Origin of the sequence: Pseudomonas sp. Eqa60, from assembly GCF_018326405.1 — a bacterium.
In the GTDB taxonomy this organism is placed as follows: domain Bacteria; phylum Pseudomonadota; class Gammaproteobacteria; order Pseudomonadales; family Pseudomonadaceae; genus Aquipseudomonas; species Aquipseudomonas protegens.
The window spans coordinates 1,949,967-1,970,845 of the sequence record NZ_AP024342.1 but is presented as its reverse complement, the minus strand read 5'-3'; the positions used below and the strand labels follow the sequence as shown (position 1 = coordinate 1,970,845).

General features: G+C 65.3%; 19 protein-coding genes. 13 read left to right on the top strand and 6 right to left on the bottom strand.

Annotation, left to right across the window (positions count from 1 at the left end; genetic code table 11):
* Positions 1-126 precede the first annotated feature (126 nt).
* The 3 genes from KI242_RS08905 to KI242_RS08895 all read left to right on the top strand — a co-directional run bounded on the left by KI242_RS08905 (position 127) and on the right by KI242_RS08895 (position 4,381).
* Positions 127-1,425 (top strand): hypothetical protein, encoded by a 1,299-nt coding sequence (locus KI242_RS08905; protein WP_015634662.1) that lies wholly within the window; start codon positions 127-129, stop codon positions 1,423-1,425.
* Complete coding sequence (locus KI242_RS08900; protein WP_011060040.1) at positions 1,418-2,206, top strand: VacJ family lipoprotein; 789 nt, start codon at positions 1,418-1,420, stop codon at positions 2,204-2,206. The genes KI242_RS08905 and KI242_RS08900 overlap by 8 nt, the downstream gene beginning before the upstream one ends.
* A gap of 141 nt (positions 2,207-2,347) precedes the next feature.
* Positions 2,348-4,381, top strand: a complete 2,034-nt coding sequence (locus KI242_RS08895; RefSeq protein WP_011060039.1) for an FUSC family protein — start codon at positions 2,348-2,350, stop codon at positions 4,379-4,381.
* A 7-nt stretch (positions 4,382-4,388) separates the two neighbouring features.
* On the opposite strand, the gene KI242_RS08890 is transcribed toward KI242_RS08895, so the two are convergent.
* Entirely contained in the window at positions 4,389-5,312 is a 924-nt protein-coding gene (locus KI242_RS08890; protein ID WP_011060038.1) for a DUF808 domain-containing protein, read from the bottom strand.
* A gap of 169 nt (positions 5,313-5,481) precedes the next feature.
* Between KI242_RS08890 and KI242_RS08885 the strand changes: the two genes are divergently transcribed.
* Positions 5,482-6,090 (top strand): TetR/AcrR family transcriptional regulator, encoded by a 609-nt coding sequence (locus tag KI242_RS08885; protein WP_011060037.1) that lies wholly within the window; start codon positions 5,482-5,484, stop codon positions 6,088-6,090.
* 131 nt (positions 6,091-6,221) lie between these two features.
* On the opposite strand, the gene KI242_RS08880 is transcribed toward KI242_RS08885, so the two are convergent.
* Positions 6,222-6,662 (bottom strand): heme-binding protein, encoded by a 441-nt coding sequence (locus KI242_RS08880; protein ID WP_011060036.1) that lies wholly within the window; start codon positions 6,660-6,662, stop codon positions 6,222-6,224.
* Positions 6,663-6,930: 268 nt separating this feature from the next.
* Here KI242_RS08880 and gcl point away from each other — a divergent pair, with 268 nt between their 5' ends.
* The 8 genes from gcl (at position 6,931) to KI242_RS08840 (ending at position 16,403) form a co-directional block, all read left to right on the top strand.
* Complete coding sequence (gene gcl, locus KI242_RS08875; RefSeq protein ID WP_015634658.1) at positions 6,931-8,706, top strand: glyoxylate carboligase; 1,776 nt, start codon at positions 6,931-6,933, stop codon at positions 8,704-8,706.
* 117 nt (positions 8,707-8,823) lie between these two features.
* On the top strand, positions 8,824-9,606 hold the full coding sequence (gene hyi / locus KI242_RS08870) for a hydroxypyruvate isomerase (protein ID WP_011060034.1): 783 nt from the start codon (positions 8,824-8,826) through the stop codon (positions 9,604-9,606).
* Between the two features lie 105 nt (positions 9,607-9,711).
* A complete protein-coding gene (locus KI242_RS08865) occupies positions 9,712-10,605 on the top strand; it encodes a 2-hydroxy-3-oxopropionate reductase (RefSeq protein ID WP_053156968.1) in 894 nt (297 codons plus the stop codon).
* A 152-nt stretch (positions 10,606-10,757) separates the two neighbouring features.
* A complete protein-coding gene (locus KI242_RS08860; protein ID WP_011060032.1) occupies positions 10,758-12,038 on the top strand; it encodes a glycerate kinase in 1,281 nt (426 codons plus the stop codon).
* Positions 12,028-13,443, top strand: a complete 1,416-nt coding sequence (gene pyk, locus KI242_RS08855; RefSeq protein ID WP_053149785.1) for a pyruvate kinase — start codon at positions 12,028-12,030, stop codon at positions 13,441-13,443. Before KI242_RS08860 ends, pyk begins: the two co-directional genes overlap by 11 nt.
* 101 nt (positions 13,444-13,544) lie before the next feature.
* Positions 13,545-14,465 (top strand): urea transporter, encoded by a 921-nt coding sequence (locus tag KI242_RS08850; protein ID WP_053149783.1) that lies wholly within the window; start codon positions 13,545-13,547, stop codon positions 14,463-14,465.
* Between the two features lie 21 nt (positions 14,466-14,486).
* On the top strand, positions 14,487-15,311 hold the full coding sequence (locus tag KI242_RS08845; protein ID WP_015634655.1) for an ion transporter: 825 nt from the start codon (positions 14,487-14,489) through the stop codon (positions 15,309-15,311).
* A gap of 90 nt (positions 15,312-15,401) precedes the next feature.
* Complete coding sequence (locus KI242_RS08840; RefSeq protein ID WP_011060028.1) at positions 15,402-16,403, top strand: sulfate ABC transporter substrate-binding protein; 1,002 nt, start codon at positions 15,402-15,404, stop codon at positions 16,401-16,403.
* Positions 16,404-16,468: 65 nt separating this feature from the next.
* Here the strand turns inward: KI242_RS08840 and KI242_RS08835 are convergent, their stop codons facing one another.
* Together KI242_RS08835 and KI242_RS08830 are read right to left on the bottom strand one after the other, a co-directional pair.
* The gene (locus KI242_RS08835) at positions 16,469-16,918 is read right to left on the bottom strand and encodes a Rid family hydrolase (RefSeq protein ID WP_077933594.1); all 450 of its coding nucleotides are present in this window, start codon (positions 16,916-16,918) and stop codon (positions 16,469-16,471) included.
* A gap of 134 nt (positions 16,919-17,052) precedes the next feature.
* Positions 17,053-17,682 carry a hypothetical protein gene (locus KI242_RS08830; protein ID WP_011060026.1) on the bottom strand — a complete coding sequence of 210 codons (630 nt, stop codon included), beginning with the start codon at positions 17,680-17,682 and terminating at the stop codon, positions 17,053-17,055.
* Positions 17,683-17,927: 245 nt separating this feature from the next.
* On the opposite strand from KI242_RS08830, the gene KI242_RS08825 reads away from it, so the two are divergent.
* On the top strand, positions 17,928-19,136 hold the full coding sequence (locus KI242_RS08825) for an MFS transporter (protein ID WP_041116710.1): 1,209 nt from the start codon (positions 17,928-17,930) through the stop codon (positions 19,134-19,136).
* Positions 19,137-19,206: 70 nt separating this feature from the next.
* Here KI242_RS08825 and KI242_RS08820 read toward each other — a convergent pair whose 3' ends face one another.
* A complete protein-coding gene (locus tag KI242_RS08820; RefSeq protein WP_212806060.1) occupies positions 19,207-20,349 on the bottom strand; it encodes a hypothetical protein in 1,143 nt (380 codons plus the stop codon).
* Between the two features lie 119 nt (positions 20,350-20,468).
* Positions 20,469-20,870, bottom strand: coding sequence for a hypothetical protein (locus tag KI242_RS08815; protein WP_011060023.1), 402 nt, complete (start codon positions 20,868-20,870; stop codon positions 20,469-20,471).
* Positions 20,871-20,879 lie beyond the last annotated feature (9 nt).

Here is a 20,879-nt window from a genome sequence, read left to right as displayed (position 1 = left end):
CGGCTACTATCACTTCCCAATAAGCCTGTCGCAGGCGTTATTTGTGCCCAACCATGGCACTTCGGCAGCAGCGCGGTGGTCATAGCCTGCGAACCTCATTCGGTACCTTCTTCTAGGGATACAGTCATGCTTCGTTCCTTGCGCTTCGCTGCCCTGTTTGGCGGCCTTATCCTGAGTGCGTCCGCGCTGGCGGTCGACGTCGACCCGGCCACCTATGGCTACCCGTTGACCAACCCCTTCGAAGCCACCATCGCCACCACGCCTCCGGAGTTGCGCCCGGAACTGCCCGCAAGCGATGACATCCGCCAGTCTGACCACAGCCTGACGCTGCGTCCGGAACGGGAGTTCATCCTCCCGGACAACTTCTGGGCGGTGAAGAAACTCACCTACCGCATTGCCACCCAGGACCACGCCGCGCCGCTGATCTTCCTGATCGCCGGCACCGGGGCGCGCTATGACAGCAGCCTCAACGAGTACCTGAAGAAGCTCTACTACAAAGCCGGCTACCACGTGGTGCAGCTGTCCTCGCCCACCAGCTTCGACTTCATCAGCGCCGCTTCGCGCTTTGCCACCCCGGGCGTGACCCAGGAAGACGCCGAGGACATGTACCGGGTGATGCAGGCCGTACGGGCGCAGAATCCCAAGCTGCCGATCACCGAGTTCTACCTCACCGGCTACAGTCTTGGCGCGCTGGATGCGGCCTTCGTCAGCAAGCTGGATGAAACCCGGCGCAGCTTCAATTTCAAGAAGGTCCTGCTGCTCAACCCGCCGGTCAATCTCTATACCTCGATCACCAACCTCGACAAGCTGGTGCAGACCGAGGTCAAGGGCATCAACAACAGCACTACCTTCTACGAACTGGTGCTGGGCAAGCTGACCCGCTACTTCCAGCAGAAGGGCTATATCGACCTCAACGACGCCCTGCTCTACGACTTCCAGCAATCCAAGCAGCACCTGACCAACGAGCAGATGGCGATGCTGATCGGCACCTCCTTCCGTTTCTCGGCGGCGGACATTGCCTTCACCTCGGACCTGATCAACCGCCGTGGCCTGATCACCCCACCCAAATACCCGATCCGCGAAGGCACCAGCCTCACGCCGTTTCTCAAGCGTGCCCTGCAATGCGACTTCGACTGCTACCTGACCGAGCAGGTGATCCCCATGTGGCGCGCCCGCACCGATGGCGGCAGCCTGCTGCAACTGATCGACCAGGTCAGCCTCTACGCCCTGCAGGACTACCTCAAGGCCAGCCCGAAGATCGCCGTGATGCACAACGCCGACGACGTGATCCTCGGCCCCGGCGACCTGGGTTTCCTGCGTAAAACCTTTGGTGACCGCCTGACCGTCTACCCCCATGGCGGCCACTGCGGCAACCTCAACTACCGCGTCAACAGCGACGCCATGCTGGAGTTCTTCCGTGGCTAAACATCTCCTGCTTATCGCTGCGTTGCTCTGCGCAGGCTATGCCCAAGCCGACAACAGCAAGGCCAACATCCCCGTCACCCCCGACCCCGATGGCTTCACCGAGCCGTTGAAGAAGCTCAAGTTCAACCCGGGGCTGGACCAGCGCGAGTTCGAGCGCTCGACCTTGAACGCCCTGAATATCTACGACCCGCTGGAGTCGTGGAACCGCCGGGTCTACCACTTCAACTACCGCTTCGACCAATGGGTGTTCCTGCCGGTGGTGGACGGGTACCGCTACGTGACGCCGAGCTTCCTGCGCACCGGGGTCAGCAACTTCTTCAACAACCTGGGCGATGTGCCCAACCTGTTCAACAGCCTGCTGCAGTTCAAGGGCCAGCGCTCCATGGAAACCACCGCGCGCCTGCTGCTCAACACCACCATCGGCGTGGCGGGCCTGTGGGACCCGGCTACCAAGATGGGCCTGCCGCGCCAGAGCGAAGACTTCGGCCAGACCCTGGGCTTCTACGGCGTACCCGGCGGCGCGTACCTGGTGCTGCCGATCCTCGGCCCGTCGAACCTGCGTGATACCGCCGGGCTGGCGGTGGACTACACCGCCGAATCGGCGATCAACTTCCTCAATGTTTCGGAAGCCAGCAGCAATCACCCGGAAATCTGGGTCCTGCGCGGGGTCGACAAGCGCTACCAGACCAGCTTCCGCTATGGCCAGCTGAACTCGCCGTTCGAATACGAGAAAGTGCGCTACGTCTACACCGAATCGCGCAAGCTGCAGATCGCCGAGTAACCCTGCCTCGCCCCGCCATCCGGCGGGGCGTCCGCTCCCCGTCAAAGCCCCTTCCTCCCCGCTCGTTGAAAAGCCGATTGGCACACCCTGGCAAAATCGATACGATGCTAATCATTAGCTAGCTATCGATGTGTCTGAAAGATGAAACTGCCGACCTTTTTCCGCGCCGATATCTGGCAAGCCCTCTTCGCCCCTGCCCCTGCCGACCTGCTGTTCGCCGCGCGCAACCTGATTGCCGGCGGCCTGGCCCTGTACCTGGCGTTCCGCCTGGATTTCGAACAACCGCAATGGGCCCTGACCACGGTGTTCATCGTCAGCCAGTCCAGCAGCGGCATGGTCCTGGCCAAGGGCGCCTACCGCCTGTTGGGCACCCTGGTGGGGGCCGTGGTGTCGATATTGCTGATCGCTACCCTGGGCCAGGCGCCCCTGCTGTTCCTGCTGGCCATGGCCCTGTGGCTGGCCTTCTGCACCACCGGCGCCTCGCTGCTGCGCAACCACGCAGCCTACGGTTTCGTACTGGCGGGCTACACCACTGCCATCATCGCCCTGCCCGCCACCGCAGCGCCCTTGCAGGTGTTCGACCAGGCAGTGGCGCGCTGTTCGGAAATCGGCCTGGGGATCATCTGCGCCGCCGTGGCCAGCCAACTGCTCTGGCCGCGCCGGGTGGAACAGGCGCTGGCGGTCCAGGGCCGCGCCGCCTGGCTGGCCGGGCGCCAGGCCGCAGCCTCGGAGCTGCTGGGGGAAGACCAGCGCAAGGGGCTGCTGGAAGCCCTGGGGCGTATCGTCACCGTGGATGCCCAACGCGATCACGCCTGGTTCGAAGGCCCGCAGGGGCGCCGTCGCTCCCAGGCGCTGCGGGTGCTGAGCCGCGACCTGCTGGGCTTGCTCCGGTCCGCCCGCGGCGTGGCGCGGCAACGGCAGATGCTCGACGCCGCCACCGCGCAGCAACTCCAACCCTTGCTCGGCGAGACCATCCAGGCCCTGCAGGCCGAACATGACGCCGCCCTGCCGCCCTTGCTCCAGCGCCTGCAACAGGCACTGCAGGACCCTTCGCTGTCCGCCGAAGGCCATCTGTGCCTGGTGCAACTGGCCCAGGTACTGGAGCGGGTGGAACAGAGCGCCCTGAGTGTCAGCGCCGTGGAACAGGGCCGGGTCCCGCCCGGCGCTCCCGGCGCCCTGTCCTGGCACCGGGATATCCAGCAAGGGGTGCTGGGAGGCTTGCGCAGCGCCCTGGCCTTTCTCGCCGTCGCCGGCTTCTGGCTGCTGTCCGCCTGGCCCTCGGGGCTGGGGGCCGTCTCCATCTGTGGCGTGGTGCTGAGCCTGTTCGCCGGGCGTGAGAACCCTGCCGCGTCCTGCCTGAATTTCTTCAAGGGCATTGCCCTGTCCATTCCCGTGGCGGCCTTCGTCGGCCTTGGCCTGCTGCCGGGCTGGGACGGTTTTCCCCTGCTGTGCCTGGGGCTGGCAGTGCCGCTGTTCTGCGCTTCGCTGTGCATGAGCCGACCGAAGCTCGCGCCCGTCGCCTCGGCGTTCTGCATCTTTTTCGTCAACAACGTCGGCCCCAGCAACCTGATGAGCTACGACCTCGGAGCGTTCCTGAACAAGGCCATGGCCACCCTGATCGGTGTCGGCATCGCCGTGGTGGTGCTGCGCCTGGTCAGCCTCAACCCGGGCGAGCAGCACTACCGGCGGATGTTCAAGGCTTCGCTGTTCGATCTGGCGCAGCTCACCTCACGCCCGCCGGAGCAGGCCGAAAGCTGGTTCGGCGGGCGCATGGCCGATCGGCTGATCCGGGTGTCGCGGTATTGGCAGATGCAGCCCGAGAACCGCCGCAGTCACTGGGACAACGGCCTGCTGGGGCTGGACCTGGGAGATGAGCTGCTGCAATTGCGCAGTTGCCTGGACCCGGCCCGGGGCACCCTGGCCACGGAACGCGAGCATTATCTCGCGCACCTGGCGACGCTGCTCAGGCACGGCGGCCCCAGCGCCAACCGCAGCGAACAGCTGGATGCGGTCTCCGCGGCCCTGCTCAAGGCCCTGGATGGCGACCGCGACCTGCCCCTGCAAGCCCGGGAGATGGCCCGGGCGGCGATCCTGCAACTGCAGTTCACCTGGCGCCGCTGGTGCCGCCAGCAACAAGCGGCCGCGCTGCCGACCCCGGTGCCGGCAGCGGGCTGAGCGCCCGTCAGCCGCGCAGTGCGCGCCAGGCCTTGCCCGCCAGGGTGACTGCCAGCAGCACCACGGCACCGGCAATGATCCCGGCCACGGCATTGAGCAGGGTCGGCATCAACGCCGATACCGGGCCTATGACCCCGGCGCTGCGCTCGGCCAGCCCTTCTATCAGGTGGTGCACGGCGGGCACACCGTGGGTCAGGATGCCGCCGCCGACCATGAACATCGCCGCCGTACCGATCACCGACAGGCTCTTCATCATCAGCGGCGCTGCCCGCAGGATCGCCCCACCGATGCGTTTGGCCAGGGCAGCGGGCTTGTGCACCAGCCACAGCCCCAGGTCATCGAGCTTGACGATGCCGGCCACCAGGCCGTAGACGCCGACGGTCATGACAATGGCGATACCCGAGAGCACCACCACCTGCTGGGTCAGGGAGGCCCCGGCCACGGTGCCCAGGGTGATGGCGATGATTTCCGCGGAAAGGATGAAATCGGTGCGCACCGCACCCTTGATCTTGTCCTTCTCGAAAGCCACCAGATCCACCTGGGGGTCGGCCAGGGCTTGCAGGGTCTGGGTATGTTCGGCCGCCACTTCGGCGTGGTGCAGGTATTTGTGCGCCAGCTTCTCGAAGCCCTCGAAACACAGGTAGGCGCCACCCAGCATCAGCAGCGGGGTCACCAGCCACGGCGCCAGGGCGCTGATGGCCAGCGCCGCCGGCACCAGGATCAGCTTGTTGCGAAACGACCCCTTGGCCACCGCCCAGACCACCGGGATTTCCCGCTCGGCGCGGACCCCGGAGACCTGCTGGGCATTGAGCGCGAGGTCGTCGCCCAGCACACCGGCGGTCTTCTTCGCCGCCATCTTGGTCATCAAGGCCACGTCATCGAGTACCGCGGCGATGTCATCGATCAATACCAGCAAACTGCTTCCGGCCATGAACCTGGCTTCCCTGCATGGAAATAAGGCGCGCAGCATACCGTGCCGCTGGCAGCACAAGCGAGATGCCAGAAGCAGTAAAACCGCGGCCAACGGGCATTCTTGAGCCCCGCGCAACGCCGGTGCTACCATGCGCAACCGCCCGAACAGGCAAGGAATCCCCTGGTTTATGAGCACCATCCGCGAGCGCAATAAAGAACTGATCCTGCGGGCCGCCAGTGAAGAGTTTGCCGACAAGGGCTTTGCGGCGACCAAGACCAGCGACATCGCCGCCAAGGCCGGGTTGCCCAAACCCAACGTCTACTACTACTTCAAGTCCAAGGAAAACCTCTATCGCGAGGTGCTGGAAAGCATCATCGAACCCATCCTCCAGGCCTCCACCCCGTTCAATGCCGATGGCGTGCCCAGCGAAGTGCTCAGCGGCTACATCCGCTCGAAGATCCGCATCTCCCGCGACCTGCCCTTCGCTTCCAAGGTCTTTGCCAGCGAGATCATGCATGGCGCGCCGCACCTGAGCCCGGAGCAGGTGGAACAGCTCAACGCCCAGGCCAAGCACAACATCGAGTGCATCCAGACCTGGATCGATCGCGGCCTGATCGCCCCGCTCGACCCCAACCACCTGATGTTCAGCATCTGGGCCGCGACCCAGACCTACGCCGACTTCGACTGGCAGATCTCGGTGGTCACCGGCAAGACCAAGCTCGACGAAGACGACTACGAAGCTGCGGCGCAGACCATCATCCGTCTGGTGCTCAAGGGCTGTGAACTGGATCGCTGATAGCGTTTCGGTACTTTCCGGTTTGTTTCCCGGCCCGCAAGGGCGCAATAGTTTCAATCAAGATCCTGCGCGGCTTTTCGCAGCCTCGCGGGCTCGGCAGCGGCTACAGGCCGGGCCCGCGAGGTCGAGGGCTACGCGCTGACGCCAGCGTCCGCCGCCAGGCCCTGGGCTTCGATCGCGCTGATGGCGCACTGCTCATCGATGTCCGAGGTATCGCCACTGATGCCGATCGCCCCAATCACTGCCCCCGCCTGATCCCGAATCAACACCCCGCCCGGCGCAGGTACCACGCTGCCCTGCCCCAGACCGTTCAATGCGCCGATGAAGGCCGGGCGCTGCTGCGCGTCCAGGGCCAGCAGGCGCGAACCCTTGCCCAGGGCCACCGCCCCCCAGGCCTTGCCGATGGCGATCTGCGGGCGCAGCAGGCTGGCGCCGTCCTCCCGTTGCAGGGTCACCAGGTGCCCGCCGGCATCCAGCACCGCGATGGTCAGCGGCGCCGCATTGATCTTGCGCCCCGCGTTGATGGCCTGGTTGGCCAGGTTGACTGCGACTTTCAAGGTTAAAGCGCTCATGGGTGCCGTCCTTATCTTGTTATTGAGAAAGCCTGGGGAAGCTTCTTGTAGGAGAAGTCCGATACAACAAATAGAACACAATGAATTTATTTTTTGTATACAATAATTCGCGAAAGGCAGCCCCTGCGACAAAAGGACGCCGGTTTATCGGGGCTTTGATGAAAGCCACTGCCGCTCAAGAAAATGGATTGACCTGCGCCATCCGCCGTGAATACACTTTGCGCAAAACCACTTGTATACAATTACAAAACGCAAGAGGCACAAAACCATGAGCAAAATGAGAGCAATCGAAGCCGCCGTTCTGGTGATGCGCCGCGAAGGGGTCGATACCGCTTTTGGCATCCCGGGTGCCGCCATCAACCCGCTGTATTCCGCGCTGCAGAAGGTCGGTGGCATCGATCACGTGCTCGCTCGCCACGTCGAAGGCGCCTCGCACATGGCCGAGGGCTACACCCGCACTAAGGCCGGTAACATCGGCGTATGCATCGGTACTTCGGGCCCCGCCGGCACCGACATGGTCACCGGCCTGTACAGCGCCTCGGCCGACTCCATTCCGATTCTCTGCATCACCGGTCAGGCCCCCCGCGCCCGCCTGCACAAGGAAGACTTCCAGGCCGTGGACATCACCAGCATCGTCAAGCCGGTGACCAAGTGGGCCACCACCGTGCTGGAACCGGGCCAGGTGCCCTACGCCTTCCAGAAAGCCTTTTATGAAATGCGCTCCGGCCGTCCCGGCCCGGTACTGATCGACCTGCCGTTCGACGTGCAGATGGCGGAAATCGAATTCGACATCGACGCCTACCAGCCCCTGCCCCTGGCCAAGCCGGCGGCGACCCGCCTGCAGGCGGAAAAGGTTCTGGCCCTGCTGGACCAGGCCGAACGTCCATTGCTGGTGGCCGGTGGCGGCGTGATCAACGCCGACGCCAGCGAGCTGCTGGTGGAGTTCGCCGAACTGACCGGCATTCCGGTGATCCCGACCCTGATGGGCTGGGGCACCATCCCTGACGATCACCCACAGATGGTGGGCATGGTCGGCCTGCAGACCTCCCATCGCTACGGCAATGCCACCCTGCTCAAGTCCGACACCGTGCTGGGCATCGGCAACCGCTGGGCCAACCGCCACACCGGTTCGGTGGACGTCTACACCGAAGGCCGCAAGTTCATCCACGTGGACATCGAACCGACCCAGATCGGCCGCGTCTTCACCCCGGACCTGGGCATCGTTTCCGATGCTGGCAGCGCCCTGACCGTATTGCTGGAGGTGGCCCGCGAATGGCAAACCGCCGGCAAGCTCAAGGATCGCAGCGCCTGGCTGCATGATTGCCAGCAGCGCAAGGCCAGCCTGCACCGCAAGACCCACTTCGACAACGTGCCGGTCAAGCCGCAACGCGTGTACGAAGAAATGAACCAGGTATTCGGCAAGGACACCTGCTACGTCAGCACCATCGGCCTGTCGCAGATTGCCGGCGCGCAGTTCCTCCACGTCTACAAGCCACGCCACTGGATCAACTGCGGCCAGGCCGGCCCGTTGGGCTGGACCATCCCCGCTGCCCTGGGCGTGGTCAAGGCCGACCCGAACCGCCAGGTGGTGGCGCTGTCCGGCGACTACGACTTCCAGTTCATGATCGAAGAACTGGCGGTGGGCGCGCAGTTCAACCTGCCGTACATCCACGTGGTGGTGAACAACTCCTACCTGGGGCTGATCCGCCAGGCCCAGCGCGGTTTCGACATGGACTACTGCGTGCAGCTGTCCTTCGACAACCTCAACGCGCCGGAACTCAACGGCTATGGCGTCGACCACGTGGCCGTTGCCGAAGGCCTGGGTTGCAAGGCCCTGCGGGTGTTCGAACCCAAGGACATCCAGCCGGCCCTGCGCCAGGCCCAGGAAATGCTCCAGACCTTCAAGGTGCCGGTGGTGGTGGAAATCATCCTGGAGCGCGTGACCAACATTTCCATGGGCACCGAAATCAACGCGGTCAACGAGTTCGAAGACCTGGCGCTGGTGGGCAACGACGCCCCTACCGCGATTTCCCTGCTCGACTGATACCCCTGGCCGCTGGCACCGGCCGGGCCCCGCGCGCCACCTCCCGCCAGAGGTTGCGCCCGGGCCGCCCGCCCCCTGGCGCCAGCCCCAGGCTTGACCGAACCACAGGAGACCACCATGCCGCGCTTTGCTGCCAACCTGTCCATGCTGTTCACCGAACAGGACTTCCTCGCCCGCTTCAAGGCGGCCGCCGATGCCGGCTTCAGCGGAGTCGAATATCTGTTCCCCTACGAATTCAGCTCTGCCGAAATCAAGGCGCAACTTGACGCCCACGGCCTGAGCCAGGTGCTGTTCAACCTGCCGGCCGGCGACTGGGCCAAGGGTGAACGCGGTATCGCCTGCCTGCCCGACCGGGTCGAGGAGTTCCGCGCCGGGGTCGACCTGGCCATTGCCTACGCCCAGGTCCTGGGCAATACCCAGATCAACTGCCTGGCAGGCATCCGCCCACAGGGCGCCGATGAAGCCCTGGTGGAAAAGACCTTGGTCGCCAACCTCAAGTACGCCGCCGACAAGCTCCAGGCAGTGGGCATCAAGCTGGTGATGGAAGCCATCAACACCCGCGACATTCCCGGCTTCTACCTCAACAATACCGCCCAGGCGCTGTCGATTCGCGAGCAGGTGGGCAGCGACAACCTGTACCTGCAGTACGACATCTACCACATGCAGATCATGGAGGGAGACCTGGCGCGGACCATGGCCAACCACCTGGGCCAGATCAACCACATCCAGCTGGCGGACAACCCCGGGCGCAACGAGCCGGGCACCGGCGAGATCAACTACCGCTTCCTCTTCGAGCACCTGGACCGCATCGGCTACCAGGGCTGGGTCGGTTGCGAGTACAAGCCGCTGACCACCACTGAAGCCGGCCTTGGCTGGCTGAAAACCCACAACGCAATCTGAACCTGTACCTGCGTAGGAGCCGGCTTGCCGGCGAAGAGGCCCGCAAGACCGCCTTCGCTGGCCAGCCAGCGCCCACAAGGTCCCGTTGAATAGAGGATTTTTATCATGGCTAAAATCGGATTTATCGGCACCGGCATCATGGGCCACCCAATGGCCGCCAACCTGCAGAAGGCCGGTCACAGCCTGCTGCTCTCGGAACACCACGGCAAGGCTCCGGCCGACCTGATCGCCGCCGGCGCCATCGCCCTGGCCTCGCCCCGGGACGTAGCCCAGGAAGCCGAGTTCGTCATCATCATGGTCCCCGATACTCCCCAGGTCGAAGACGTGCTGCTGCGCGCCGACGGCGTGGCCGCCGGGATCGGCAAGGGCAAGATCGTCATCGACATGAGCTCGATCTCGCCCACCGCTACCAAGGCCTTCGCCGCCAAGATCAACGAAACCGGCGCCCAGTACCTGGACGCCCCGGTGTCCGGCGGTGAAGTCGGGGCCAAGGCCGCCACCCTGAGCATCATGGTCGGTGGCGACAGCCAGGCCTTCGCACGTGCCCTGCCGCTGTTCCAGAGCATGGGCAAGAACATCACCCTGGTGGGTGGCAACGGTGACGGCCAGACTGCCAAGGTGGCCAACCAGATCATCGTCGCCCTGAACATCCAGGCCGTGGCCGAAGCCCTGCTGTTCGCCTCGAAGAACGGCGCCGACCCGGCCAAGGTGCGTGAAGCACTGATGGGTGGCTTCGCTTCCTCGAAGATCCTCGAAGTGCACGGCGAGCGGATGATCAAGGGCACCTTCGACCCGGGCTTCCGCATCAACCTGCACCAGAAGGACCTGAACCTGGCCCTGAGCGGTGCCCGCGAGCTGGGCATCAACCTGCCCAACACCGCCAACACCCAGCAAGTGTTCAGCACCTGCACCGCCATCGGTGGCGCCAACTGGGACCACTCGGCCCTGATCAAGGGCCTGGAACACATGGCCAACTTCTCGATCCGCGAGAAGAAATAAGCAGCATCCGTAGCCGCTGCCGCAGGCTGCGCCAAGGTTCGCAGGAAACGCCTCACGGCGGGCCAGGGACAGGCCCTGCTGACCTTGCCGCCGCCTGAGGTGGCGGCTACACCCGTTTCAAGCCCCCATAACAAGAAATCCGGGAGCCCGCCATGTCGGTCGATCCGCAAAAATTCCTCCGTGAGCTGTTCGCCACAGCCATCGACGCCGCCCACCCGCAACAGGTTCTGCAAGCCCATCTCCCCAGCGACCGCAGCGGCCGCGTCATCGTCATCGGCGCCGGCAAGGCCGCCGCGGCCATGGCCCAGGTGGTCGAGCGCAGCTGGCAGGGCGAAGTCTCCGGGCTGGTGGTCACCCGCTACGGCCACGGCGCCCCCTGCACCAAGATCGAAGTGGTCGAAGCCGCCCACCCGGTGCCCGACGCCGCCGGCCTGGCCGTGGCCAAGCGCGTGCTGGAACTGGTCAGCAACCTGTCGGAACAGGATCGGGTGATCTTCCTGCTGTCCGGTGGCGGTTCGGCGCTGCTGGCCCTGCCAGCCGCCGGCATCACCCTGGCGGACAAGCAGGCCATCAACAAGGCCCTGCTCAAATCCGGCGCCACCATCGGCGAGATGAACTGCGTGCGCAAGCACCTCTCGGCGATCAAGGGTGGACGCCTGGCCAAGGCCTGCTGGCCGGCCACGGTCTACACCTATGCGATTTCCGATGTACCCGGCGACCTGGCCACGGTCATCGCCTCCGGCCCCACCGTGGCCGACCCCAGCACCTCGGCCGAGGCCCTGGCGATTCTCAAGCGCTATGGCATCGACGTACCGGCCGCGGTCCGCAGCTGGCTGCAGAGCCCCGAGTCGGAAACCGTCAAGCCCGGTGACCCGTGCCTGGCGCGCAGCCACTTCCAGCTGATCGCCCGGCCCCAGCAGTCCCTTGAGGCGGCGGCCGTGAAGGCTCGCCAGGCCGGCTTCAGCCCACTGATCCTCGGCGACCTGGAGGGCGAATCCCGGGAGGTGGCCAAGGTCCACGCCGGCATCGCCCGCCAGGTCGCCCTGCACGGCCAGCCCCTGGCGGCGCCCTGCGTGATCCTCTCCGGCGGTGAAACCACGGTCACCGTGCGCGGCAATGGCCGTGGCGGGCGCAACGCGGAGTTCCTCCTGAGCCTCACCGACAGCCTCAAGGGCTACCCGGGCATCTATGCCCTGGCCGGCGACACTGACGGCATCGACGGTTCCGAGGACAATGCCGGGGCCATCATGACCCCGGACAGCTACGCCCGCGCCGCGGCCCTGGGCCTGAGCGCCAGCGACGAGCTGGACAACAACAACGGCTATGGCTACTTCGCGGCGCTGGGGGACCTGATCGTCACCGAGCCGACCCGCACCAACGTCAACGACTTCCGCGCCATCCTGATTCTCGAGAACCCCAAACATGACGCCTGACAAGAAGGTCAAAATCCTCGCCACCCTGGGCCCGGCCATCGACGGCATCGAGGACATCCGTGAGCTGGTACAAGCCGGGGTGAACATCTTCCGGCTCAACTTCAGCCACGGCGCCCATGCCGACCACGCCCAGCGCTACGAGTGGATCCGCCAGGTAGAGCGCGAACTGAACTACCCCCTGGGCATCCTCATGGACCTGCAAGGGCCGAAGCTGCGGGTCGGCACCTTCGCCGAGGGCAAGGTGCAACTGGTGCGCGGCCAGGCCCTGCGCCTGGACCTCGACGCGACCCCGGGCAACGCCCAGCGGGTCAGCCTGCCGCACCCGGAGATCATCGCCGCCCTGGAGCCGGGCATGGACCTGCTGCTGGACGACGGCAAGCTGCGCCTGCGGGTGATCGCCAAGCAGGCCGATGCCATCGAGACCACCGTGCTCAATGGCGGTGAGCTGTCGGACCGCAAGGGGGTCAACGTGCCCCAGGCGGTGCTCGACCTCAGCCCGCTGACGGCCAAGGACCGTCGCGACCTGAGCTTCGGCCTGGAACTGGGGGTGGACTGGGTGGCCCTGTCCTTCGTGCAGCGCCCGGAAGACATCCGTGAAGCCCGTGCGCTGATCGGCGACAAGGCCTACCTGATGGCCAAGATCGAGAAGCCTTCGGCCGTCACCCAACTGCGGGAAATCGCCGAGCTGAGCGACGCGATCATGGTGGCCAGGGGCGACCTGGGGGTGGAAGTGCCCGCAGAAAGCGTGCCGCAGATCCAGAAAAACATCATCAGCACCTGCCGCCAGCTGGGCAAGCCGGTGGTGGTGGCCACCCAAATGCTCGAATCCATGCGTTTCTCCCCTGCGCCGACCCGGGCCGAGGTCACCGACGTCGCCAACGCAGTGGCCGAGGGTGCGGACGCCGTGATGCTGTCGGCGGAAACCGCTTCCGGCGAATACCCGCTGGAGGCCGTACAGATGATGAGCAAGATCATCCGCCAGGTGGAAACCGGCCCGGACTACCAGACCCAACTGGACGTCAGCCGGCCCCAGGCCGAGGCCACGGTCTCGGACGCCATCAGCTGTGCGATCCGCCGGGTGTGCAGCATCCTGCCGGTGGCGGTGCTGGTGAACTACAGCGAATCCGGCAGTTCGACCCTGCGCGCCGCCCGCGAGCGGCCTTCGGTGCCGATCCTCAACCTGACGCCGAACCTTGCCACTGCTCGCCGCCTGACAGTGGCCTGGGGCGTGCATTCGGTGGTCAACGACCGGCTGCGCCAGGTCGACGAGGTGTGTGCCACGGCCCTGGAAATCGCCCAGGCCCAGGGCCTGGCCAAGCGCGGCGACACCGTGGTGATCACCACCGGTGTGCCGTTCGGCCAGCCGGGCACCACCAATTCGTTGCGCGTCGAAACCCTTCTCTGACCCGCAGCCCATGGCGCCGCTGACCGGCCAGAGCCTCCCGCAGAGGAGGCCTGGGCGGTCGGCGCAACCCTCGCCCAGGGGCCGCCCCACTGATTTGCATCATGCCTTCACAGTCTTTCAATGCCTTCTGCCCCGACTGGGCCACTGCCCTGCTTAACGGCTTCAGTCAGATCTTTCTCCAGCGCCATCCGCTGTGCGGCCTGCTGTGCCTGCTGGCGATCCTGGTCAGTGCCCCGGCACTGCTCGGCGCTGCCCTGCTGGGTGCCCTGGCCGGGCTGCTGACCGCGCAACGCCGGGGGTACGCCAAGGCCGACCGCCAGGCCGGGCTGTTCAGCTACAACGGCGTATTGCTGGGCCTGCTGCTGGGCCTGTACCTGCCCTGGTCGGTATTGCTGCCGCCGCTGATCATCGCCGCCGGCGGCCTCAGCGCGATCATTACCCAGCAATGGCTCAAACGTGCCCGCAACCCCGCCAGCCTGCCGGCCTACACCGCGCCCTTCGTCGGCCTGGGCTGGCTGCTGCTGAGCCTGATCGAGCCGCTGCCCGCGGCCACCCAGGGCGTGCCCGGGCTGTCCCTGGCGAACCTGCTGGGTGGGCTGTTCCAGGGCCTGGGACAGATCATGTTCCTCGGCCAGCCCCTGGCCGGCCTGCTGATTCTGCTCGGCCTGCTGCTGGCCAGCCGCCGCGCGGCAGCCTGGGCCCTGTTCGGCTCCGCCTGCGGCCTGCTCTTTGCCCTGCTGCTGCAAGAGCATGCCCAGGCCCTGCAGGGCCTGGGCGGCTACAACTGCGCCCTGGTCGCCCTGGCCCTGGGCCAGCAGGCCCGGCACCCCTGGCGGCCGCTGCTGGGGATGCTGCTGGCACTGCTGATCAGCCCGGGGCTGGTCGCCCTGGGTCTTGCGCCCCTGACCGCACCCTTTGTCCTGGCCTGCTGGCTGGTGCACACCGTCGACCGGGTGCTGGGCCGCAACGTGCGGGGCGACGCGCCTTGCGCTCCCCCGGCAAATCCCCCTAGGCTTCGCTGACTTTCGATTCAGGCGATTTCCATGGGCAACAGCGACAACTGGCGGCAGCGCCTCTACGTAATGATCTTCCAGACCGATACGGTGGCGGGGAGGCGCTTTGACAGCACCCTGCTGCTGATCATCCTCGCCAGCCTGGTGATCGTGATCCTCGACAGCATCGACGAGGTCCATCGCAACTACGCCAACGTCCTGGCCTACATCGAATGGGGTTTCACCCTGATCTTCGCCATCGAGTACGGGCTGCGCCTGTACTGCTCCCCCCGGCCGCTGCGCTATGCCTTCAGCTTCTATGGCCTGGTGGACCTGCTGGCGATCGTTCCGGGGATCCTCGCCCTGTATTACAGCGACGCCCAATACCTGCTGATCATCCGCATCATCCGCATGCTGCGGATCTTTCGCGTGCTCAAGCTGGCGCCCTACCTCAAGCAGGCCCACTACCTGCTGGACGCCCTGCGCGGCAGCAAGCAGAAGATCCTGGTGTTCCTGCTCAGCGTCTGCACCCTGGTCACGGTGTTCGGCACCCTGATGTACGTGGTCGAAGGCCCGGAGCACGGTTTCACCAGCATTCCCAAGGGCATCTACTGGGCCATCGTCACCCTGACCACCGTGGGCTACGGCGACATCGTGCCCAAGACCGTGATCGGCCAGGTGATCTCGTCCATGGTGATGATCACCGGTTACTCGATCATCGCCGTGCCCACCGGGATCTTCACCGCGGAACTGGCCAGCGCCATGCGCGGCGAGCAGCTCAAGCACGACTGCCCGGTGTGCCGCAAGAACACCCACGAACCCGCCGCGGCCTTCTGTTCCCGCTGCGGCAATGCGCTATTCAGGAAACTGGAATAAGCAAAGTACTTTTTAATCTTTAAAGAGATATAGCGCCCCGGCTATAGTCGGCGGCAAATTGCCTTCACTCTCGAACAAAAGGAATGTGCAGTGAAAAAACTCTTCAGCGCCTCGCTACTGGCCGCCGGCCTGGCCCTGGGCAGCGTCGCCCAGGCCGCACCGACCCTGCTCAACGTTTCCTACGACGTGATGCGCGACTTCTACAAGGACTACAACGCCGCCTTCCAGAAACACTGGAAAGCCGAGCACAACGAGAACATCACCCTGCAGATGTCCTTCGGCGGCTCCAGCAAACAGGCGCGCTCGGTAATCGACGGCCTGCCGGCGGATGTCATCACCATGAACATGGCCACCGACATCAACGCCCTGGCGGACAACGGCAAGCTGGTGCCGGACAACTGGGTGACCCGCCTGCCGAACAACAGCGCGCCGTTCACCTCGGCCACCGTGTTCATCGTGCGCAAGGGCAACCCCAAGGCCCTGAAGGACTGGCCGGACCTGCTCAAGGACGGCGTGCAGGTGATAGTGCCCAACCCCAAGACCTCGGGTAACGGCCGCTACACCTACCTCTCGGCCTGGGGCTATGTGCTCAAGAACGGCGGCGATGAGAACAAGGCCAAGGACTTCGTCGGCAAGCTGTTCAAGCAGGCGCCGGTGCTCGACACCGGTGGCCGCGCCGCCACCACCACCTTCATGACCAACCAGATCGGCGACGTGCTGGTGACCTTCGAGAACGAAGCGGAGATGATCGCCCGCGAATTCGGTCGCGACCAGTTCGAGGTGATCTACCCGAGCGTGTCCGCCGAAGCCGAGCCGCCGGTATCGGTGGTGGACAAGGTGGTAGAGAAGAAAGGCACCCGCGCCGCCGCCGAGGAGTACCTCAAGTACCTGTGGTCGCCGGAAGGCCAGGAAATCGCCGCCAACAACTACCTGCGCCCACGGGACCCGAAAGTGCTGGCCAAGTACACCGATCGCTTCCCGAAAGTCGACTTCCTCTCGGTGGAGAAGACCTTCGGCGACTGGCGCAGCGTGCAGAAGACCCACTTCAACGACGGCGGGATCTTCGACCAGATCTACACCAACGCCAAGTGACCCCTAACGGGTGAATGAAAAAAGCGACCTCCGGGGTCGCTTTTTTTATGCCCCAGGCATGGCGCTCAGAGGGCTCGCGCCGGAGTGAACAGCGCCGCTTCGGCGACCTGATGGCGCTCCTCCAGCACCGCCTCCGCCTCGACTTCGATCAGCCACTCTGGCAGCGACAGCCCGCTGACGATGATCCACGAAGACGCCGGCGGCTGGCTGGCAAAGCGTTCGAGCAAGACTGCGCTGATGTGCTCCTGCTGGTTGCGGGCCGCTTCGGCGATGTAGATCCGCAGCATCGCCACATCCGCCAGCCGGCCACCCGCCTCGGCCAGGACCCGGGCGATATTGTCGAAGGCCTGCTCGGTCTGCTCCCGCAGGCCCGGGCCCACGGTGCGCTCCTGCTCATCCACACCCACCTGGCCGGAAAGCAGCAGGCGCCGCCCACCGCGCACCTCCACCGCCTGGCTGAAACCGTATTGCAAGGAATTGAACACACTGGCTGGGTTGAACGTCGACTTTTCCATAAGGCACTCCCGGCGCATTGAACGACCGGAAACCGTAAACCAAGCCTTTGCCGACTTCCACTGCAACCCGCGCGCAGCAACATTTGGCAATGCAAGCCCCCGCCCGCCTGGTGGCAACCCCGTGCAGCAGCGGCCTACATCGGCGGCGCGACCCCATCCTTGCCGGCGGAGATCGACTGCGCGGTGAGTTTGCCGTCATCGCTCTGGGTAACGAACATCACCACCTTGACCCCGACCTTGAGCAGGCTGCGGTCGCCGGGAGTCAGGTTGACGATGGGCACATCGTCCGGCACCAGGATCTTCTGCTGGCCGCCCTTGTAGTTGACGGTCAGGGTGCGGCCGTTGCTCACCACCAGGTCGCCGACGCTGCCGTTGGTCATGCTGCTGCCCTTGGCCAGGTCGAAAGGCCGGTGGCCATCACCCGTACCGGCCAACTGCGGTGGAAACACATGCACTTCCAGCGCCTTGAGGGTGCCGTCGGCCATGGGCATGGCCGCCGAGCCGATATAGCTGCCGGGCTTGATGTCCTCGATATTGGCCAGGGTCACGGCACGCACCTGGGTCTGGGGCGTCAGCTCGACGCTGACATTCTCCCCACTGTTGACGTGCACCCGCACCACGTCGCCGCCGACCCCGGTGATTTCCCCGCGTACGCCAATGCGCATGCCCGGCGCATCCTGGGCCAGGGCCGTGGTGCTGCCCAGCAGGAACGCCAGGGCCAGGCATTGAAGGTTGCACAACAAACCAGGCAAAGACCGATTCATGGAACGGATTCCTCAAGGCAATGGGTGCACAGAGCCCGTCAGTCGACTGCAAGGCCCCGGGGGAGCATGAGCATGCTATCGAACAGGATGTAAGTAAATGTATCATCGCCCCTCGACAGCGACACGCCCCGGTACTCAACGGGCCTTCATCATTCGATCGCTGACCTTTGCCACCCGGCCCGCTCCATCGCTTTGCCACGGGGTCTTGCCGACCTCGCTCCTTGCGCTTGCCCCAGAGATCGCCAATGAATTCCACGACCCAGGCTCTGCCCACCGGCAGCGCGACAATGACCCGAGGCATGGTGCTGCTGTTCGCCTTCTGCTGCGGGGCCATAGTCGCCAACATCTACTACGCACAACCGATCATCGAGCTGATTGCCCCGGATCTCGGCCTGTCCAGCGCCCTGGCCAGCCTGATCGTGTCGCTGACCCAGATCGGCTACGCCCTGGGCCTGTTCTTCCTGGTGCCCCTGGGCGATTTGCTGGAAAACCGCCGGCTGATGATCTGCACCACCCTGGTGGCGATTGCCAGCCTGCTGGGCGCGGCCTTTATCCAGCAGCCCAATGCCTTTCTCCTGGTGTCGCTGTTGATCGGCTTCAGTTCGGTGTCGGTGCAGATCCTGATTCCCCTGGCCGCGCACCTGGCCCCCGAGGAAACCCGGGGCCGGGTGGTGGGCGGGATCATGGGCGGCCTGCTACTGGGGATTCTCCTGGCCCGGCCGGTGTCCAGCGTGGTGGCCGACCACTTCGGCTGGCGGGCGATGTTCATCGCCGCGGCGCTGCTGATGGCAGCCATCAGCCTGGTGCTGATGCTCACCATTCCCAAGCGCCAGCCGGCCCACAGCGCCACCTATGGCCAACTGCTGCATTCCCTAGGCAACTTGCTGCGCCAGCAACCGGTACTGCGCCAGCGCGCCTTCTACCAGGGTTGCCTGTTCGCCACCTTCAGCCTGTTCTGGACCGCCGCACCGCTGGAGCTGGCGCGCCAGCACGGCCTGAGCCAAAGCCAGATCGCGATCTTTGCCCTGGTGGGCGCCATCGGCGCCATCGCCGCGCCCATCAGCGGGCGCCTGGCAGATGCCGGCCATACCCGCATCGCCTCACTGCTGGCCATGCTGCTGGCGGCCCTAAGCTTCATCCCCAGCCTGGTGCATCCGGCCTACAGCGTGATCGGCATGGCCGTGACCGGGGTGGTCCTGGATTTCTGCGTGCAGATGAATATGGTGCTCGGCCAGCGCGCCGTGTACGCCCTCGACGCCCACAGCCGCAGCCGCCTGAATGCGCTGTACATGACCAGCATCTTCATCGGCGGGGCCTTTGGCTCCTCGATTGCCAGTGCGGTGTACGAGCATGGCGGCTGGCTGGGCATCGTGCTGGTGGGCAGCGCCTTCCCGCTGCTGGCCTTGATGCGTTTCCTGCTGGTGCGGGACAACCGCCGCCCGGCCCGGGCCTGAGGAAAAGGCGCGGCGCCCTTGCCCCTGCCCGGAGTTGCCCGGGCAGGCAAGCTGAACAGGAGCGAGCGCCTCAGATGCGTTCGCGCACCAGGACTTCGATATTGGCCGCCGCCCCCCAGAGCCGCAGGCGCCCGATCAGGCCGGCATCGGTTTCCCCCACCAGGTACAGAGTGTCGATGGTCTGGGTCGCGGCCCATTCGACGAACTCGCTGCTGTCGAAGTCGGCCAGGCTGGCCAATTGGAATTCACTTTCATAGAAGCCCGGGGTGACCGGGACCGGGGTGTCCTGGGGGCCGGGGGCGCCGATGAAGTCGCAGCCCAGGTGCACCACGCCCCAACGGGCTACCCGCCAATTGCCCAGGGCTTCATCCAGCCGAGCCCGGGCGCCACGGGCAAAACCCAGGCCATCGATGATCACGCGGCGGTTGATGATCAGCCACAGCTTGCGCCGCCGTGGTGCCTTGAGCAGCACTTCGCCGGTGACCTTGGAGGCGCGCAATGCCAGGGCGATCACCAGCAGCAAGGGCACGAAGTAGCTGTAGAGCCTCTCGGTAGCGCTGACCGTTACCAACCCGTACAGGCGCCGCACCTCGGCCCGCTGCTGCTCCAGTTCCTTGATGCTTTCACTCAAGCCCTGCAGCCATTGGCGGATGGGAGCCGCCGTGTATTCGCCGCGGATATCCTCCAGCGCCTGCTGCACCTTGACCTCTGCCAAGACCGAAAGGCGCCCGTCCGCGGTGCGCTCCAGCGCTGCAAAACGCTCGCACAGGCTGCTGACCTGGGCCGCATCCTGGGGCTCGTAGCGAGCGATGGCCGCCTTGCAGTGCTCCGCGCCCAGCATGTCCTCAATCTCCGTGGCCACACGCCGCTGCAGCCCGGCCTGGGCCTGCTGCGCCAATTGGTAGTCGGTCTGGAACCAGTCCACGCGCACCGCCTGGGTGGCGCTGATCAGGGCCAGGGACGCCAGCAGCAGCCAGGCGTAGTCCACGCGCTTCCAGCCGATCTCGCCCAAGCGAAAGACCGAGATCAGGCTCCAGCAGAAGAAGTAGTACATGAAGACGAATGCCAGCAGCAGGCACACCGGCTCCAGCGACAGGTAGATCAGCTCCGGCACCTCGGTCGGGCCAAAGCCATACACCAGCAACAGCACACAGATCAGCGCAAGCCAGAACACCATCGGCGTGAAATAGGGTTTGTTCAGGTCATTCTTCATCGGGCGCTCAACGGCTGATACTCGGGAACACCCCGCTGTATCGGCCAGGCATCCCGAGGCTTAAATAATCCAGCCCGGGCGCAGGCTCTGGCCTGCGCCCCTGCGCTTATCGGACAGGGTTACTGGAACTGGCGACCAAGCCCGGCGGGCACACCATGGATATCGGTGTCTTCCCAGGGCCCGTCAGGGCTGATGGAGCGGCTCCAGCCATTGTTCCAGCGGTAGTAGGTGCGCTGGCGGTAGAAGGTGTTGCTCTGGTCATCCAGCACATAGACCCCCAACCGCGCATCCCAATGGCTGTGCCCGCCCGGTGGCGGCGCGAAGCTGGCGGAGGTGCGTGGCAGGGGCTTGGCGGCGGGGATCGGCGCGCTGGGCGTACCCGGCGCCGTGGACGGGGCCGGGCGTGTGCTCGGCCCTGCCGGCGGGATCGGCTCGGAGCTGGTGGGCACCGGCCGATGGACCGTACATGCGCTCAACCCCAGGACCAGTGATAACAGGGTGATACGAGCGATGGCGGTCATGGCGGCTTC